The sequence below is a fragment of the Oerskovia enterophila genome (assembly GCF_001692445.1).
GTDB lineage: Bacteria > Actinomycetota > Actinomycetes > Actinomycetales > Cellulomonadaceae > Oerskovia > Oerskovia enterophila.
Window position 1 is genome coordinate 40,627 of record NZ_MAQA01000020.1, and the last position, 16,883, is coordinate 57,509.

Annotated in this window: 12 protein-coding genes; all 12 read right to left on the reverse strand. The window is 72.4% G+C overall.

Features of this window, described 5'->3' with window-relative positions; genetic code table 11:
- Positions 1-150: 150 nt before the first annotated feature.
- A complete protein-coding gene (gene ftsY / locus OERS_RS09805; protein WP_068625621.1) occupies positions 151-1,332 on the reverse strand; it encodes a signal recognition particle-docking protein FtsY in 1,182 nt (393 codons plus the stop codon).
- Between the two features lie 74 nt (positions 1,333-1,406).
- Positions 1,407-1,835: a hypothetical protein gene (locus tag OERS_RS09810; protein ID WP_068625622.1), complete on the reverse strand. Its 429-nt coding sequence runs from the start codon at positions 1,833-1,835 to the stop codon at positions 1,407-1,409.
- A 204-nt stretch (positions 1,836-2,039) separates the two neighbouring features.
- The gene (smc, locus tag OERS_RS09815; RefSeq protein ID WP_211268460.1) at positions 2,040-5,618 is read right to left on the reverse strand and encodes a chromosome segregation protein SMC; all 3,579 of its coding nucleotides are present in this window, start codon (positions 5,616-5,618) and stop codon (positions 2,040-2,042) included.
- 161 nt (positions 5,619-5,779) lie between these two features.
- Positions 5,780-6,244, reverse strand: a complete 465-nt coding sequence (gene ndk, locus OERS_RS09820; protein WP_068625623.1) for a nucleoside-diphosphate kinase — start codon at positions 6,242-6,244, stop codon at positions 5,780-5,782.
- Between the two features lie 23 nt (positions 6,245-6,267).
- A complete protein-coding gene (locus tag OERS_RS09825; RefSeq protein WP_269452529.1) occupies positions 6,268-6,756 on the reverse strand; it encodes a DUF4233 domain-containing protein in 489 nt (162 codons plus the stop codon).
- Between the two features lie 5 nt (positions 6,757-6,761).
- Positions 6,762-8,498, reverse strand: coding sequence for an MDR family MFS transporter (locus OERS_RS09830; RefSeq protein WP_083201353.1), 1,737 nt, complete (start codon positions 8,496-8,498; stop codon positions 6,762-6,764).
- 80 nt (positions 8,499-8,578) lie between these two features.
- Positions 8,579-9,229, reverse strand: a complete 651-nt coding sequence (locus tag OERS_RS22250) for a TetR/AcrR family transcriptional regulator (protein WP_068625624.1) — start codon at positions 9,227-9,229, stop codon at positions 8,579-8,581.
- Positions 9,230-9,302: 73 nt separating this feature from the next.
- A complete protein-coding gene (dhaM, locus tag OERS_RS09840) occupies positions 9,303-10,061 on the reverse strand; it encodes a dihydroxyacetone kinase phosphoryl donor subunit DhaM (RefSeq protein WP_068625625.1) in 759 nt (252 codons plus the stop codon).
- 7 nt (positions 10,062-10,068) lie between these two features.
- A complete protein-coding gene (gene dhaL / locus OERS_RS09845; RefSeq protein ID WP_068625626.1) occupies positions 10,069-10,713 on the reverse strand; it encodes a dihydroxyacetone kinase subunit DhaL in 645 nt (214 codons plus the stop codon).
- 88 nt (positions 10,714-10,801) lie between these two features.
- Complete coding sequence (gene dhaK / locus OERS_RS09850; RefSeq protein ID WP_056648644.1) at positions 10,802-11,797, reverse strand: dihydroxyacetone kinase subunit DhaK; 996 nt, start codon at positions 11,795-11,797, stop codon at positions 10,802-10,804.
- A 253-nt stretch (positions 11,798-12,050) separates the two neighbouring features.
- Complete coding sequence (locus tag OERS_RS09855; protein ID WP_068625627.1) at positions 12,051-13,499, reverse strand: bifunctional folylpolyglutamate synthase/dihydrofolate synthase; 1,449 nt, start codon at positions 13,497-13,499, stop codon at positions 12,051-12,053.
- Complete coding sequence (gene ileS, locus OERS_RS09860; protein ID WP_068625628.1) at positions 13,496-16,867, reverse strand: isoleucine--tRNA ligase; 3,372 nt, start codon at positions 16,865-16,867, stop codon at positions 13,496-13,498. Before ileS ends, OERS_RS09855 begins: the two co-directional genes overlap by 4 nt.
- Positions 16,868-16,883: the final 16 nt, after the last annotated feature.

Sequence of the window (16,883 nt, forward strand, 5' to 3'; positions counted from 1 at the left end):
AGAGTCGTCCAGCGGCGTTTCCCTGCGACTGTCGCGCGGTTACGCGGGTGTGACGCGGTGCACTCGTGTGTAAACGTTGCGTTACCCGGGCTGATCGAGGACCGCCCAGGCCGGCCCGACGGCGTCCTCGACCCCGGGCCGGCCGCGGGTTCAGTCGCCCAGGAGACCGTCGACGAACTCCTGCGGGTCGAACGGGGCCAGGTCGTCGGGCCCCTCACCCAGGCCGACGAGCTTGACCGGCACGCCCAGCTCGCGCTGGACCGCGACCACGATCCCGCCCTTGGCCGTTCCGTCGAGCTTGGTCAGCACGATGCCCGTGACGCCCGCGATCTCCCCGAAGACACGTGCCTGGTTGAGCCCGTTCTGGCCCGTGGTCGCATCGAGCACCAGAAGCACCTCCGACAACGGCGCCTCCTTGGTGATGACGCGCCGGATCTTGCCCAGCTCGTCCATGAGGCCGGCCTTGTTCTGCAGCCGGCCCGCGGTGTCGACGAGCACGACGTCGACGCCCTCCTCCCGGCCCTGACGGACCGCGTCGAACGCGACGGCGGCCGGGTCCGCACCGTCCCGGTCCGAGCGCACGGTGCGCACGCCCACGCGCGCGCCCCAGGTCTCGAGCTGGTCCGCCGCGGCCGCGCGGAAGGTGTCGGCGGCACCGAGCACGACCGTGCGGTCCTCGGCGACCAGGACGCGCGCGAGCTTGCCCACGGTCGTCGTCTTGCCCGTGCCGTTGACACCCACCACGAGCACGACGGCGGGCAGCCGGGACCCGTCCTCGGCCGTCTGCGGGGCCGTGGCGAGCGAACGGTCCATGGTCGGGTCGACGAGCGCCACGAGCTCCTCACGGAGCAGCGCGCGCACGCTCGCGGCGTCGCGCACGCCCAGCACGCGCACCCGCGTGCGCAGCGAGTCGATGAGCTCGCCCGCGGGCCCGGCGCCGACGTCGGCCAGCAGCAGGGTCTCCTCGAGCTCGTCCCAGTCGTCCTCGGTCAGGTGGTCCCGGGAGAGCACGGCGAGCAGCTTGCTGCCGAGCGGAGAGCCCGAGCGTGCGAGGCGCCCGCGCAGACGCGCAAGACGGCCGCCGACCGCCTCGGGCACCTCGACCGCAGGAGGAGCCTCGAGGTCCGAGGGCGCCTCGGCCGTCGCCACACCGCCGCCCTCGGCGGCCTCGGCGGGTTGCTCCCCGGGAGCGTCGCGCTCGAGCGTGGTCGTGCCTGACGAGGCAGGGGGGAGGGAGTCGCGCGACCCCGAGCGCCGACGGACGCCGAGGAAGCCGAGCCCGAGGACGGCGAGGACGGCGAGGGTGATCCAGAGCCAGAGGAGATCGTTCACCGTCGAAGTGTCTCAAATCCGGGCGCGACGTGCGGGCAGGCGGACCAGCAGTCCTCGCAGGCGCCCGAAGAGGCTCAGTCCTGCGGGAGGACCGGGGGGCTGCTCGGCGCCGTCGTCGACGAGACCGACGGGACGGTCCCCGTCGCAGGGCGGCGCACGCCCGCGCTGTGCAGCGTGTGGGTCGCGCGCTCGCGGGCCCGGTGCAGCACGTCGGTGATCTCGTCCGCGTCGATGTACGCGGGGTCGTCGACCTCGGTCGCCGCGAAGAACTCGTCCATGCCCGTGTCCACGGGCACGACCGTCGAACCGTCGGTGCGCTCGTCGCGGCGAGAGCGACGCCAGGAGGTGAGTCCCGACACGAAGTCGCGCCAGAAACCCTTGAGCCCGACGGGCGGACCCGTCCGGTCGTTGCGGTCGTCGATGCGCGTGACGACGCTCGCGAACAGGAAGACGACGACGGCCGCCACGAGCGCGATCCCCAAGAACACGAACATCCAGAACATCGTTCGATTATCACGGGAGAACGGCCAGGCGACCTTCGCTGCGGCGGCGAGTCCGATGTTCGGCACAGCATCTTCACGGGACCAGGGCCCAGAGGTGATGCGGGACACGCCCACGGGTGCCGCCCGCCACGCCGCCGTCCACCCTGCCCTCAACCGTGCCTCGGTCGATCGCGCCCGCAGCCACGACCCCACCACCTGCCGTGGCTACGCGGGAACCTCGTCCCGCAGCCGCTGGCTGATGACGGTCGTCACCCCGTCTCCCCGCATGGTGACCCCGTACAGCGCGTCGGCGATCTCCATGGTGCGCTTCTGGTGCGTGATGACGATGAGCTGCGAGTCCTCCTGGAGCTCGCGGAAGATCTCGAGCAGACGGCCCAGGTTCACGTCGTCGAGCGCGGCCTCGACCTCGTCCATGACGTAGAACGGGCTGGGGCGAGCCTTGAAGATCGCGACCAGGAGCGCGACCGCCGTGAGCGAGCGCTCGCCGCCGGACAGCAGCGAGAGCCGCTTGACCTTCTTGCCCGCGGGACGCGCCTCGACCTCGATACCCGTGGTGAGCATGTCGTCCGGGTTCGTCAGGACGAGCCGCCCCTCGCCACCCGGGAACATCCGACCGAACACGTGGACGAACTGCTCGGCCGTGTCGTGGTACGCCTCGGTGAAGACCTGCTCGACGCGCTCGTCGATCTCCCGGACGATCTCGAGGAGGTCGGCCCGCGACTTCTTGAGGTCGGCGAGCTGGGTCGTGAGGAACGTGTGCCGCTCCTCGAGCGCCGCGAACTCCTCGAGCGCGAGCGGGTTGACCCGGCCGAGCTGGCCCAGCGCCCGCTCGGCCGAGCGGAGCCTCTTCTCCTGCGCGGCGCGCACGTACGGCTCGGTCACGGGCTCGCCGTCCTCGTCCTCGCGGACCGTGCCGTCCTCGGCGAGGACCGGCACCGGGCGGTCGGGCCCGAACTCGTCGAGCAGGACCTCGGGGTCCAGGCCGAGCTCGTCGACGCTGCGGCCGTGGAGCTGCTCGATCCGCAGCTGCTGCTGGGTCCGGGCCACCTCGTCGCGATGCGCCACGTCGGTCAGCTCGCGGAGCCGGCCCGCGAGCGCGTCGACCTCGGCCCGCCGTGCCGAGACCGCCTGGTCGAGCTCTCCCCGCGCTGCCTCCGCCGTGTCACGCTCCTCGCTGGCCCGTGCGAGCGACCGGTCGAGCGCGACGAGCGCGACCTGGGCGCCGTCGCGGACCGCCTCGGCACGCTCGGCCTGGCGCACGCGCGCCGCCTCCCGCGCCGCCGCACGCTCGCGGGCGGCACGCTCGGTCGCCGCCGCACGGGCCAGCGACTGCGCGCGCCCCGTCAGGGCCCGCGCACGTTCCTCGCTCGTGCGCAGCGCGAGCCGCGCCTCGGTCTCGGCCGCCCGTGCAGAGGTCGCGAGACCGTTCGCCCGGTCGCGTTCTGCCGTCGCGGCGGCGACCGACTCCTCGGTCTGCTCGGGCGCCGAGGCCGCCTCGTCGTGGCGTGCGACGAGCCCCGCGAGCTCGGTCTGCTCGGCCACCAGCATGGCCTGCGCCTTCTCGAGGGAGGCGCGCACCCGGGCCGACTCGGCCGCGGCCGAGCGCGCCGTCGCGCCCAGGTGTCCCAGCTGCTCGGCGACCGCGGCCAGGGCCGCGTCGGACTCGTTGAGCCGGTCCAGGGTCGCGTCGTAGCGCTGCTGCGCCTCCTCGGCCTCCTCGAGCGCGCCCACGAGGGCGAAGCGGGTCCGCTCGCCGCGCGCGACGGCGTCGTCCCGCGCCGTCTGTGCCTCGTCGAGCGCCGACTGCAGGTGCAGGACGCTGGGCGCGGTCGCCGAGCCTCCCCAGGCGCCGTGCGCCCCGAGCAGGTCGCCGCCCCTGGTCACGGCGGTGACCTGCGGCGACGACGCCACGAGAGCGCGGGCCTGCGCCAGGTCGTCGACGACGACGACGCCGTCGAGCAGGAGCTCCACGGCCGAGGCGACCGACCGCGCGGGGGTGACGACGTCCGCGGCCCACGCGGCGCCGTCGGGCAGGAGGACGGACCGAGAACTCACCGTGCCCTCGACGGGCGCTCCCCCGCCCACCACGAGGCTCGCTCGCCCGGCGTCCTCCTGGCGCAGGTGGCGCAGCGCGTCGACGGCCGCCTCGAGGCTCTCGACCGCGATCGCGTCCGCGGCCGGCCCCAGGGCCGCAGCGATCGCGTCCGCGTACCCCGTGTCGATGCTCAGCAGCGCCGCGAGCGAACCGAGAGCCCCCACCTGGTCGGCTGCGAGCAGCGCGCCCGCGCCGTCCTTGCGGACCAGGCTCATCTCGAGCGCCTCGACGCGAGCGCTCCAGGTCGCGCGCTCGCGGTCCGCGGTCTGCTCCTCCTCGCGCAGCCGTGCGACCACGGCCCCGGTGCGCTCGACCGCGTCGGCCGCCTCCTCGTGCTCGGCGTCCAGGCCCTCCTCGCCCTCCTCGACGCCCACGACCTGCGTCTCGAGCGTCGCGAACTCGACGTTCGCCTGGTTCCCCCGCCGCTCGGCCTCCGCGAGCGACTCGCGCAGGCGCCCGATCTCCGCCTCGGTCGCCTCGACGCGCGACCGCCGCGCGGCGACCTGGCCGGCCAGGCGCGCGAGGCCCTCACGGCGGTCGGCGGCGCCCCGCAGCAGCGTCGCGAGGGCCCGCTCGGCGACCTGCGCCTGCTCCTCGACCGCCGTCCGCTCCCCCACGGCCGCCTCGAGCGCGGCGCGCGCGACCGCGACCTCCGACTCGAGCTCGAGCTCGGCCGCCCGGGCCCGCGCGGCCTGCGCGTCCAGGTCGTTCGGGTCCTGTCCCCGCTGCACCGTCTCCGGGCGTCCCAGCAGGCGCAGGCGCTCGGCCGCGAGGGTCCGTGTCCCGCCCAGCCGCTCCTTGAGCGAGGACAGGCGGTACCAGATCTCGCTCGCGCGGGCCAGGGCGGGCGCGGCCTCGGCCGCCTGCGTCTCCAGGGCCCCCAGCGCGTCGCGCGCGGTCGCGAGCGACCGCTCGACCTCACCCTGGCGGGCCCGCAGCGCCGACTCGTCCGCGATCTCCTGCTCGAGCGTCGCGGTGAGCTGGGCCAGGTCGTCCGCGAGCAGCCGCGCCCGCGCGTCGCGCAGGTCGCGCTGGACCACCTGTGCCTTGCGTGCGATCTGCGCCTGGCGTCCGAGCGGGCCCAGCTGACGCCGGATCTCGGCCGTCAGGTCCCCGAGCCGCGTGAGGTTCGCCTGCATCGCGTCGAGCTTGCGGAGCGCCTTCTCCTTGCGCTTGCGGTGCTTGAGGACGCCGGCGGCCTCCTCGATGAAGCCGCGCCGCTCCTCGGGGGTCGCACGCAGCACCGCGTCGAGCTGCCCCTGACCCACGATCACGTGCATCTCGCGCCCGATGCCCGAGTCCGACAGCAGCTCCTGGATGTCCAGGAGCCGGCACGACGACCCGTTGATCGCGTACTCCGAGCCGCCGTTGCGGAACAGCGTCCGGGAGATGGTCACCTCGGAGTACTCGATCGGCAGCGCGCCGTCGGTGTTGTCGATCGTCAGGGACACCTCGGCACGCCCGAGCGGAGGGCGGCCCGTGGTCCCCGCGAAGATGACGTCCTCCATCTTGCCGCCGCGCAACGACTTGGCGCCCTGCTCTCCCATGACCCAGGACAGGGCGTCGACGACGTTCGACTTGCCCGAGCCGTTCGGTCCCACGACGCACGTGACCCCGGGCTCGAAGCGCAGGGTCGTCGCCGACGCGAACGACTTGAACCCGCGAAGGGTCAGGGTCTTGAGGTGCACGGGTCAGAGCCTAGTGCGACGTGGCGGGTGAACCGGGGAGGTGACGGTCCGATCCGGCCCGGCCTCGGACACAGTCAGGCGCCCCCGTCGAAGGACGGGGGCGCCTGACTGCTTCGTGCCGTGCCGGCGGTGCCGGTGTCAGCGGGTCGTGCGGGAGCTGCTCAGAGTCCCGGGAACCAGAGCGCGATCTCCCGCGCGGCGGACTCCGGGGAGTCCGAGCCGTGGACCAGGTTCTGCTGGACCTTCAGGCCCCAGTCGCGCCCCAGGTCACCACGGATGGTGCCGGGCGCGGCCGCGGTCGGGTCGGTCGTGCCGGCGAGCGAGCGGAAGCCGGGGATGACGCCCTGGCCCTCGGCGACGATCGCGAGCGTCGGGCCCGAGAGCATGAAGTCGACCAGCGGCTGGTAGAACGGCTTGCCCTCGTGCTCGGCGTAGTGCGCCGCGAGGAGCTCGGGGGTGGCGTCCAGGAGCTGGACGGCGGCCAGGGTGTACCCCTTGGCCTCGATACGGCGGAGGATCTCGCCCGACAGTCCACGGCGGACGCCGTCGGGCTTGACCAGGACGAGGGTGCGCTCGATGGTCTCGGCGAGCGCGTCGGCCACTGCGGGGGCTGCAACATCAGTCATGCGCACGACCCTACCGGCCCTGCTCACATGTTCGGCGCGGTCTCCGGGTGCTCTGCGTCGTACTCGGCACGCTCACGGTCGATGCGCCCGCCGAGGCGCAGCGAGACGATCCACAGCACCACGAAGATGCCGCCCACGAGGAACATCAGCGGGACGGCGAAGCCGCACGCGATGACGGGGATCTGCACGGCCGAGCCCGCGACGTACCCGCCCGGCCCGCCGACCATGCGGCTGAGCAGGAGCAGGACGACGATCAGGGTGCCGCCCACGATCCAGATCGCCGGCCCCGAGGGCACCTGCATCTTGTCCGGCCACGCGTAGGGGACGTTGCGCAGCCCGTACGCGACGAGGGTCGCGAACAGGATCAGGAACGCCTCCAGCATCAGCGTCGTCGACGTGAACTGGATCTTCGCGGACTTCTTGGCCTTGATGCGGGGCGCGTCCGCCGCGCCCTCCGCCATGGGGGCGGAGGACGCGACGGACCCGTCGACCGGTTCGTTGGTGGAGCTCACGGGGTTCAGTTTACCGGCGCGTCCTGGCGGGAGGAGCCGCCCGCCGGGTCGTCGCCCGTGGGGATGGTGGCACCGTCAGGCCCGACGGCGTCGCGCACCGGCGCGTCCGTCCCACCCTCGACCAGCGCACCCTTCGGGTCGGCGATCGCCTCGCCGCGCGCGACCATGCCGGCCTCGCCCGAGAGCTTGACCTCCTTGAGGAAGAGCGCGAGCACGAACCCGACGACCACGAGCGGCACGAGGTACCAGAACGCCGGAGCGAGCGCGTCCGTGAACGCGTCGATCACGCCCGTCTTGACGGGCTCCGGGAGGGCCTGGACCGCGGCGGGGGTCAGGCTCGACGCCTCTCCCCCACCCGTGGCCGCGCCACCGGGGATGACCTCGGCGAGGTTGGCCGACAGCCGCGTCGTGAAGATCGTGCTGAAGAGCGCCGTGCCCACTGCCGCACCGATCTCGCGGAAGAAGTTGTTCGCGCTCGTCGCGGTCCCGATCTCGTGGGGGTCCACGGAGTTCTGGACGGCCAGCACGATGGTCTGCATGACGAGCCCCATGCCGGCACCCATCACGAAGATCATGGCGCCGAACAGGACCATGGACATGTCGCCCGTGATCGTCGTGAGCCAGATGATGCCCGCGGTCGTGATCGCGAGGCCCACGACGGGGTAGATCTTGTAGCGGCCCGTCTTGGTGATCGCGAACCCGGACCCGATCGCCGTGATCATGACACCGACCATCATGGGGAGCATGAGGAAGCCGGACTCGGTCACGCCTGCGCCGGTCGACATCTGGAGGAACGTCGGCAGGAACGCCAGCGCGGAGAACATGCCCATGCCGAGCACGAGGCCGATGAGCGTCGCGATGGTGAACGTGCGGTTCTTGAAGAGGTGCAGCGGCAGGAGGGGCTCCTCCGCACGCCGCTCGACCACGATGAACAGGGCGATCGAGGCGAGGGTCGCGGCGACCATGCCCAGGAGCTTGGGGTCGGACCAGTCGTAGCCCCGGCTGGAGGTCAGCGACTCCCAGCTCGTGAGCAGGACGATCCCCGAGGTCCCGACGACCAGGAAGAAGATGCCGGCGACGTCGATCTTGCGCCCCGAGCGGTGGCTCGGGAGCTTGAGCGTGAACCATGCGACGAGGAACGCCGCGATGCCGATGGGGACGTTGATCCAGAAGGCCCAGCGCCAGCCCGGGCCCTCGGTGAACCAGCCGCCGAGGAGCGGACCGATCACGGCCGCGATGCCGAACAGGGCGCCCATGGGGCCCATGTACTTCCCGCGGTCCTTGGCCGGGACGATGTCCGCGATGATGGCCTGCGACAGGATCATGAGGCCACCGCCACCGAGGCCCTGGACGGCTCGCCACGCGACGAGCTCGGGGAACGTCTGGGCGAAGCCCGCACCCGCGGACGCGATGGTGAACAGGCCGATCGCGACGAGGAACGGCCAGCGGCGTCCCCACAGGTCGCCGAACTTGCCGTAGAGGGGCATGACGATCGCGATCGCCAGGATGTAGGCCGTGATGACCCACCCCTGGTGCTCGACGCCGTGCAGCTCGCCGACGATCGTGGGCATCGCGGTGCCGACGATCGACTGGTCGAGCGAGGACAGGAACATGCTGGCCATGAGCGCGCCGAAGATCAGCCAGACCGTGCGCTGCGTCAGCACGATGAGCGGCTTGCCGTTCTCGGCAGACGCGCCGGCCCCGGTCGGCGTGGCCGACGTGGTGGAGCGGGAGGTGGACATGAGGGATCCGTTCGGGTGGGGTCAGATCGGTGGTGACGCCCGACGACGCGAGACGGCGGGCGTGAGGGTGGTGGTGGCGGTCAGCCGGGGCTGCCGGGATCTCCCGGCGGGCGCCCCGGACACACGAGCGCCCGGAGCTGGTCGACGACCGAGCCCAGGTGGTCGACCGGCTCGCCCGTGCGGCCGAGCCGTTCCCACTCGAGCGTCGTGGTGCGCAGGAGCGCCATCACGACCATCGCGAGCAGCTCGGGCTCGGGCACGAACGGGTGCTGGGTCCGGCGCCGGTCGAACGCGTCGATCAGCCCGGTCCGCAGGTTCTCGATCCACCACATGTGGCGGGCGAGGAGCCGGTGCTCGCGCTCGACGAGCTTGATCGCCCGGTGCACGCGCTCCAGGGACATGACCTGGTGCGCGAGCAGGTCGGCGACGAGCACCTGGAGGTCGTCGAGGAGGTCGCCCGTGGGACCACCTGCCACGAAGTCCTGGACCGCGCCGGCCGAGGGCGAGAACTCCTCGACCCCCAGCACGGCGTCGTCCTTGGACGCGAAGTAGTTGAAGAAGGTCCGCGTCGAGACGCCGACCGATGCGCAGATGTCGTCGACCGTGACCGCGTCCAGCCCGCGTTCGAGCACGAGGGTCTGGGCAGCGTCGATGAGCGCCTCGCGGCGTTCACGCTTCTTGCGCTCGCGCAGCCCCGTGGGGGCGGCCGAGGGCTCGACAAGGTTCTGCACAGCAAGCAAATTTACATGTCGTGCAACTTTGCAGGCAATGCAGTCTTCACGTGACGCTCGTCACCGGTGCAGATCACACCTCGCCGAAACCGCCCTCGATCGCCGCGACGGCCGCGTCCCGGGCCTCGTCGGCCTGGCGACCCTCCGCGGCGATCACGAGCTCGCGACCGCCGGTCGCGCCCAGCTTCATCATCTCCAGCACGCTCGCAGCGTTGACCCCGTTGATCGTGACCTTGGCGTCGTATCCCGCGACCAGGCGCGCGAGGATCGCCGCCGGACGTGCGTGGAGCCCCAGCGGGTTGCGGAGCGTGACCGCGCGCGGCGCCCCGGGCGAGTCGTCCTCGAGCCCGGCGGCCGCGGCCAGCTGGTCCGCGGGCCCCGTGGGCGGCACGAAACGGTCGTCGGGTGACCCGCTCTGCGCGAACGTGCCGCCTGCGGCCTCGGCCGAGGCGAGCACCTCGGCGAGGGTCCCGCCCCCGTGGGCCGTGACCGCAGCGGCGACCGCCCCCTCGACGAACGGCGCGTCCGCGAGGACGACCCGCCCGTCGAGCGAGTCGTCGAGCTCGATGACCGACTCGATCGTCATGACCGCCGAGCCCAGGTCCGCGAGGACCACCACTCCCTCGGTCCCGAGAAGCCCCTCGGCGACCGCGGCGGACACCACGTCGTAGCTGGTTCCGAGGCTGCCGTCGTCCGTGCCGCCCGCGGGCAGGAGCAGCACGCCCGGGGCCATCTGGGCGGCCAGCTCCGCGGCGCCCTGCGCCAACCGGGCCGAGTGGGACACGAGGACCAGGGCGATCCGCGCGCGGTCGCCGACGTGTGGGGTTGTCATCGGGACATCATTCCCCGGGAGCATCGACCGCCGCGACCGCAGCCCGGAGGATCACCACGGTCGAGGTCGCCCCCGGGTCCTGGTGCCCGACGCTGCGCTCGCCCAGGTAGCTCGCGCGCCCCTTGGTCGCGAGCATCGGGACCGTCGCGAGCGCCCCGGCCTCGGCCGCGGCGAGCGCGGCCTCGAGGACCCCGGCCGGGTCGCTGCCGGAGTTCGCGGCCTCGACGGCCGCGTCGACCGCGGGCTGCCACGCGTCGACCATGGTCTTCTCGCCCGGGACCGCCTTGCCTCGGGCCGTGATGCCCTCGAGCGCGCCCTCGAGCAGCGCGACGACGGCGGACGAGTCCAGCTCGGCGAGGCCCGTGACCTTCGCGGCACGCAGGAACGCCGTGCCGTACAGGGGTCCGGACGCTCCCCCGACCGACGACATGAGGGTCGTGGCGACGAGCTTGAGGACGTCGCCGATCTGCGCGGGCTGCTCCTCGAGGCCGTCGAGCTTGGCGACGACCGCCTGGAACCCACGGTTCAGGTTCTCGCCGTGGTCCCCGTCACCGATCTGACGGTCCAGCTCGGTGAGCTCGTCCCGCGACGACACGATCATCGTCGCCGCGCCTCGCATCCAGCGCACAGCCCACGCAACGTCCAGCGTCATTCCTCGCCCTTTCGTTCCTGTCCCGGGCACGGCTCCCGAGGAGCAGGGTCCGGGGCGCCGCTCCCCGGCTCTCGGGGGTCGGCTGGAGTCACCACCGCAGAGCGGCGGTGTGCACGGGCGCGTCCCACAGCGCGGTCAGCTCGTCGTCCAGCCGGAGCACGGTGACCGAGGCCCCCTGCATCTCCAGCGAAGTGACGTAGTTGCCCACGAGCGAGCGTGTGACTGCCACGCCGCGCGCCTCGAGCAGCCTCCGTGCCTGACGATAGACGACGTAGAGCTCGGACTGGGGCGTACCGCCCATTCCGTTAACGAACAGCAACACTCGCTCCCCGCCCGCGAGCCGCAGGTCCTCCGCGACGGCGTCGACGAGCATGCCGGTGATCTCGTCCGCGGGCGCCATGGGGATGCGGTGCCGGCCCGGCTCGCCGTGGATCCCGATCCCGATCTCGATCTCGGTCTCGTCGAGGTCGAAGCTCGGCTTGCCGACGTGCGGCACGGTGCAGGCCGAGAGCGCGACCCCCATCGAGCGGACGTTCGCGACGACCCGCCCGGCGATCTCGGTGACCTTGCCCAGGTCGTCCCCGCGCTCGGCGGCGGCTCCCGCGATCTTCTCGACCGCGACGGTGCCCGCCACGCCGCGGCGACCTGCGGTGTAGAGCGAGTCCTCGACCGCGACGTCGTCGTTGACGAGGATGCTCGCGGCCTGCGTGCCCTCGGCCTCGACGAGCTCGAGCGCCGTCTCGAAGTTGAGCACGTCGCCCGTGTAGTTCTTGACGATCGCGAGCACGCCCGCGCCCGAGTCGGCGCCGAGGATCGCGGGCACGATCTGGTCCGGCGTGGGCGAGGTGAACACCGCTCCGGGGACCGCGGCGTCGAGCATCCCCGCGCCGACGAAGCCTGCGTGCAGCGGCTCGTGCCCCGCACCGCCTCCGCTGACGAGCCCGACCTTGCCCGGCACCGCACCTCCGGCACGGGACACGTACAGGGGTGCCCGGTGCACCTCCACGAGGTCGGCGTGGGCCAGCTCGAACCCGTCGAGCGACTCCGTCACCGCATCCTGCGGGTCGTTGAGCAGCTTCTTCATGGCGCATCCCTCCGTCGGACTGCTGCGGCACGTCCGGCCGCGTGCACTGCTCGCGCGCCGGTGGCTCGTGCCCCGGCGCCCGTCCCCCCATCAAACACCCCCGCAGCGGCCGCGGCACCCAGGGAGACGTCCTGTGCGCTTCCGTGCCCGACGACGCAGGGTGCCCCTCGGAGCGAGGGACACCCTGCGTCGTGGCCGGGTCGAGCGGAGCCGCTGGGCCGCGACCTGCTGCGGCGCGCCGCGCGCCGCGAGGTCAGCCGCGCCCGAGCAGGATCCGGACGTCGGCCGCGGTGATGACCGAACCTGTGACGAGCACTCCCGTGCCCACGCCGACGCCCACCGAGTCGTCGCGCTCGGCGAGGTCGACCGCGATCGCGAGCGCCTCGTCGAGACGCTCGGCCGTGTGCACCCGGTCCTCGCCGAAGACCTCGATCGCGACCTCGGCGAGGTCGGTCACGTCGGCCGAGCGCTCGGCCGAGTTGCGCGTGATGACGACCTCCGCCAGCACGGGCTCGAGCACCGAGAGGATCTGCTCGGAGTCCTTGTCGCCCATGATCGCGACGACCCCGATCAGGTGCTCGAACTCGAACGCCTCGTCGATCGCCGCGACGAGCGCCTCGGCGCCCGCCGGGTTGTGCGCGGCGTCGACGATCACGGTCGGGCTGGACCGCAGGACCTCGAGCCGTCCCGGAGAGGTCGCGTCGGCGAAGGCCGCCTCGACCACACCGCCGTCGAGCGCGCGACCGCCCGAGAGCAGCGCCTCGGTGGCCGACAGCGCCAGGAGGGCGTTGTGGGCCTGGTGCTCACCGATGAGCGGCAGGAAGATCTCGGTGTAGAGACCTGCGGGCGTGCGCAGGTCGACGACCTGCCCGCCGACGGCCGGGGTCCGCCCGGCCACCGCGATGTCCTGGCCCTCGCGCAGGACGCGCGCGTGCTTGACGGCTGCCGCCTCGATGACGATCGCCTCGGCCGCGTCGCTCTGCTCGGCGAGCACGACGACCGCGTCCTCCTTGACGATCCCCGCCTTCTCGGTCGCGATCTCCTCGATCGTGTGACCGAGCCAGCGCGTGTGGTCGATCGAGATGGGCGTCACGATCGCGACGTCGCCGTCCACGACGTTGGTCGAGTCCCAGCCGCCGCCCATGCCGACCTCGACGATCGCGACGTCGACGGGGGCGTCGGCGAACGCCGCGAACGCCATGACCGTGAGCACCTCGAAGAAGCTCAGGCGAGGGCCGCCCGCCTCCTGCGACTCGCGGTCCGCGACGCCGACGTACGGCGCGACGTCCTCCCAGATCTCGACGAAGCGCGCGGGGCTCACGGGCTCGCCGTCGATCGCGATGCGCTCGGTGACCGAGGTCAGGTGCGGGCTCGTGAAACGGCCCGTGCGCAGACCGTGCTCACGCACGAGCCGCTCGACCAGGCGCGAGGTCGACGTCTTGCCGTTCGTCCCCGTGATGTGGATCGTGCGGTAGGCCTTCTGCGGGTCGCCGAGCAGCTCGAGGACACGCTCGACGCGCTCGAGCGTCGGGTCGATGTCGTGCTCGGGGGCCCGGTCCATGATGTGCGCGTACACCGTGGCCAGGTCCTCGAGCGCGGCGGCCTCCTCGGCCGTGCGCTGGTGCGCGGCACCTCCGGGACGCCGGGCGTCCTTGTCCCCCGGGCGTTCGCCGGCGCCACGGCCGACGCGGACGCCGCTCATGCCTGCGCTCCGTCGGTCTGGTCGGACGACGCCTTGGCGACGAGCACGCTGCGCTCGTCGGTGGGCGACAGGTCGATCGTGACGCTCACGGCGAGGGTCTCGCCCGCGATGAGCTCGCGGTGGTCCTCGACCGCCCCCTGCCAGGGGCCGGGCACCGAGAGCGACAGGTCGATCCGGTCGGAGACGTCGAGCCCGGCGGCCTTGCGGGCGTCCTGGACCTCGCGCACGATGTCGCGCGCATAGCCCTCGGCCAGGAGCGCGTCGTTCAGCTCGAGGTCGAGGACCACGAAGCCGCCCGTGGGCAGCACGGCCGCCGCGATCGTCGGAGCCGCCGGGTCGACCTCGTCGTGGCCCTGCTCGGCGAGCACCACGGTCGTCAGCTCGTACTCCGAGCCGAGCAGCGGCACGTCGCCGTCGGGCGTCTCGACGACGACGAACCCGTCGTCGCCCACCCGCCACGACCCCGCCTTGGCGGCCTTGATGGCCGCCTGGACCCCGCGCCCCAGGCGCGGACCCGCGGCACGCGCGTTGACCGTGAGCTTCTGCGAGACGCCGAACTCGTCGGCCGCACCGGACTCGAGGTCGAGGAAGCGCACGGACTTGACGTTGAGCTCACGGGCGAGCAGGTCACCGTAGGGCTCGAGCGCGGCCGGGTCCTCGGTCACGACGGTCAGGGTGCTCAGCGGCTGGCGCACGCGCAGCGAGTGCGCCTTGCGCAGACCGAGCGAGAGGGAGGCCACCGAACGGACCAGGTCCATCGAGGAGACGAGCGCGTCGTCGGCGACCAGGACGCCCGCGAGCGAGTCGCCCGTGCCGTCGGTCGTCTCCTGCGCCGCCACGCTCGGCCAGTCCGTCAGGTGCACGCTGCGCCCACCCGTGAGCCCGCGCCAGACCTCCTCGGAGAGCATGGGCGCGAGCGGCGCCATGACGCGCGTGAGGACCTCGAGGGCCGTCCAGAGCGTGTCGAACGCGTCCTTGTCCTCGTCCCAGAAGCGGTCGCGCTGCGTGCGGACGTACCAGTTGGTCAGCAGGTCGAGGTGCTCGCGCACGGTCTCGCACGCGCCCGCGATGTCGTACGCGTCGAGCTGGGTCGTGGCGGTCGCGACCAGGTCGTGCGTGCGCGCCAGCAGGTAGCGGTCGAGGGCCGGGAGGTCCACGACGCGCTCCGGTGCCACGCGCTGCGCGGTGTATCCCGCGCCGCCGTTCGCGTTGTTCGAGTAGAGCGTGAAGAAGTAGTACGTGCTCCACAGCGGCAGCATCACCTGGCGCACCGAGTCGCGGATGCCCTCCTCGGTGACGATGAGGTTCCCGCCGCGCAGGATGGGCGAGCTCATGAGGAACCAGCGCATCGCGTCGGAGCCGTCCCGGTCCAGGACCTCGGAGACGTCCGGGTAGTTGCGCAGCGACTTGCTCATCTTGCGCCCGTCCGAGCCGAGCACGATCCCGTGCGAGACGGCCGAACGGAACGCCGGGCGGTCGAACAGGGCCGTGGCCAGGACGTGCAGCGTGTAGAACCAGCCGCGGGTCTGGCCGATGTACTCGACGATGAAGTCGCCCGGGTAGTGGTGCTCGAACCAGTCCGCGTTCTCGAACGGGTAGTGCACCTGCGCGAACGGCATGGAGCCCGAGTCGAACCAGACGTCCAGGACGTCGGGGATACGGCGCATGACGGACTTCCCGGTCGGGTCGTCCGGGTTGGGGCGCGTCAGGTCGTCGATGAAGGGCCGGTGCAGGTCCGTGACGGGCACGCCGAAGTCGGCCTCGAGCTCGGCGATCGAGCCGTAGACGTCGATGCGCGGGTAGTTCGCGTCGTCCGAGACCCACACGGGGATGGGCGTGCCCCAGTAGCGGTTGCGCGAGATGGACCAGTCGCGAGCACCCGCGAGCCACTTGCCGAACTGGCCGTCACGGATGTGCTCGGGCGTCCAGGTGATGTCCTGGTTGAGCTCGACCATGCGGTCGCGGAACTCGGTCACGCGCACGAACCAGCTCGAGACCGCCTTGTAGATCAGGGGGTTCCGGCAGCGCCAGCAGTGCGGGTAGGAGTGCTGGTAGGTCTCGTGGCGCAGCACGACCGCGCGCGAGGCGGCAGCGACGCGTGCGAGCGGGCCCGTGCCCTCCTTGAGGTCCTTGATGACCTTGGGGTTGGCGTCGAACACCTGCTCGCCCGCGTAGTCCGGGACCGCGTTGGTGAAGCGCCCACGGGCGTCGACCGGCACGACGGGCACGATCCCCGCGGCGTCGCACACGGCCATGTCGTCCTCGCCGAAGGCCGGAGCCAGGTGGACCACACCGGTGCCGTCCTCGGTCGTCACGAAGTCGGCCACGAGCACCTGGTGCGCGGTGGGCCAGCCCTCGGCCGAGCGGTCCGTGAAGTAGTCGAAGGCCGGCGTGTAGCGCAGCCCGGCGAGGTCGGCGCCCTTGACGGTCGCCAGGACCTCGGCGTCCTCCCCGAGCTCCTTGACGTAGGCGCCCAGTCGGGCGGCGGCGAGCACGACCTTGTCGCCGGCCACTGCCGAGCCGGCACCGGCGCGCACCACGACGTAGTCCACGTCCGGCCCGACGGCGACCGCCAGGTTCGAGGGGAGCGTCCAGGGCGTCGTGGTCCAGACGAGGACGAGCGCTCCCGCGGCGGGCGAGGCGACGCCGTCGACGTCCTCGCCGGAGAGCCGGAACCCGACCGTGAGGGCCGGGTCCTGGCGCGACTGGTACACGTCGTCGTCCATGCGCAGCTCGTGGTTCGACAGCGGCGTCTCGTCGCGCCAGCAGTACGGCAGCACGCGGTAGCCCTCGTATGCGAGGCCCTTGTCGTACAGGCGCTTGAACGCCCAGATCACCGACTCCATGAAGGTGATGTCGAGCGTCTTGTAGTCGTTGTCGAAGTCGACCCAGCGCGCCTGGCGCGTCACGTACTCCTTCCACTCGTCCGTGTACTTGAGCACGGACTCGCGGCAGGCGTCGTTGAACGCGGCGATACCCATGGCCTCGATCTGGGACTTGTCGGTGATGCCCAGCACGCGCTCGGCCTCGAGCTCGGCCGGCAGACCGTGCGTGTCCCAGCCGAAGCGGCGCTCGACGCGCTTGCCCCGCATGGTCATGTAGCGCGGCACGACGTCCTTGGCGTAGCCCGTCAGGAGGTGCCCGTAGTGCGGCAGTCCGTTCGCGAACGGAGGGCCGTCGTAGAAGACGAACTCGTTGTCGCCGTCCTGGCCCGCCTCACGGTGCTCGATCGACGCACGGAACGTGTCGTCCTTGGACCAGTACGACAGCACGCCGCGCTCGAGCGAGGGCAGGTGGGGGCTGGCGGGGATCTGGTGGCCCTGACCGTCAGGGGCGGTGTCGTCGGTGCGGTGCAGCGGGTAGGCCATGGCTCAGTGGCTCCAT

What these genes read in the sequence shown, in the direction of transcription:
- OERS_RS09810 (WP_068625622.1), bottom strand. Translation starts at nt 1,835, where the DNA reads ATGTTCTGGATGTTCGTGTTCTTGGGGATCGCGCTCGTGGCGGCCGTC.
- ndk (WP_068625623.1), bottom strand. Translation starts at nt 6,244, where the DNA reads ATGACTGATGTTGCAGCCCCCGCAGTGGCCGACGCGCTCGCCGAGACC.
- OERS_RS09830 (WP_083201353.1), bottom strand. Translation starts at nt 8,498, where the DNA reads ATGTCCACCTCCCGCTCCACCACGTCGGCCACGCCGACCGGGGCCGGC.
- dhaM (WP_068625625.1), bottom strand. Translation starts at nt 10,061, where the DNA reads ATGACAACCCCACACGTCGGCGACCGCGCGCGGATCGCCCTGGTCCTC.
- dhaL (WP_068625626.1), bottom strand. Translation starts at nt 10,713, where the DNA reads ATGACGCTGGACGTTGCGTGGGCTGTGCGCTGGATGCGAGGCGCGGCG.
- dhaK (WP_056648644.1), bottom strand. Translation starts at nt 11,797, where the DNA reads ATGAAGAAGCTGCTCAACGACCCGCAGGATGCGGTGACGGAGTCGCTC.
- OERS_RS09855 (WP_068625627.1), bottom strand. Translation starts at nt 13,499, where the DNA reads ATGAGCGGCGTCCGCGTCGGCCGTGGCGCCGGCGAACGCCCGGGGGAC.
- ileS (WP_068625628.1), bottom strand. Translation starts at nt 16,867, where the DNA reads ATGGCCTACCCGCTGCACCGCACCGACGACACCGCCCCTGACGGTCAG.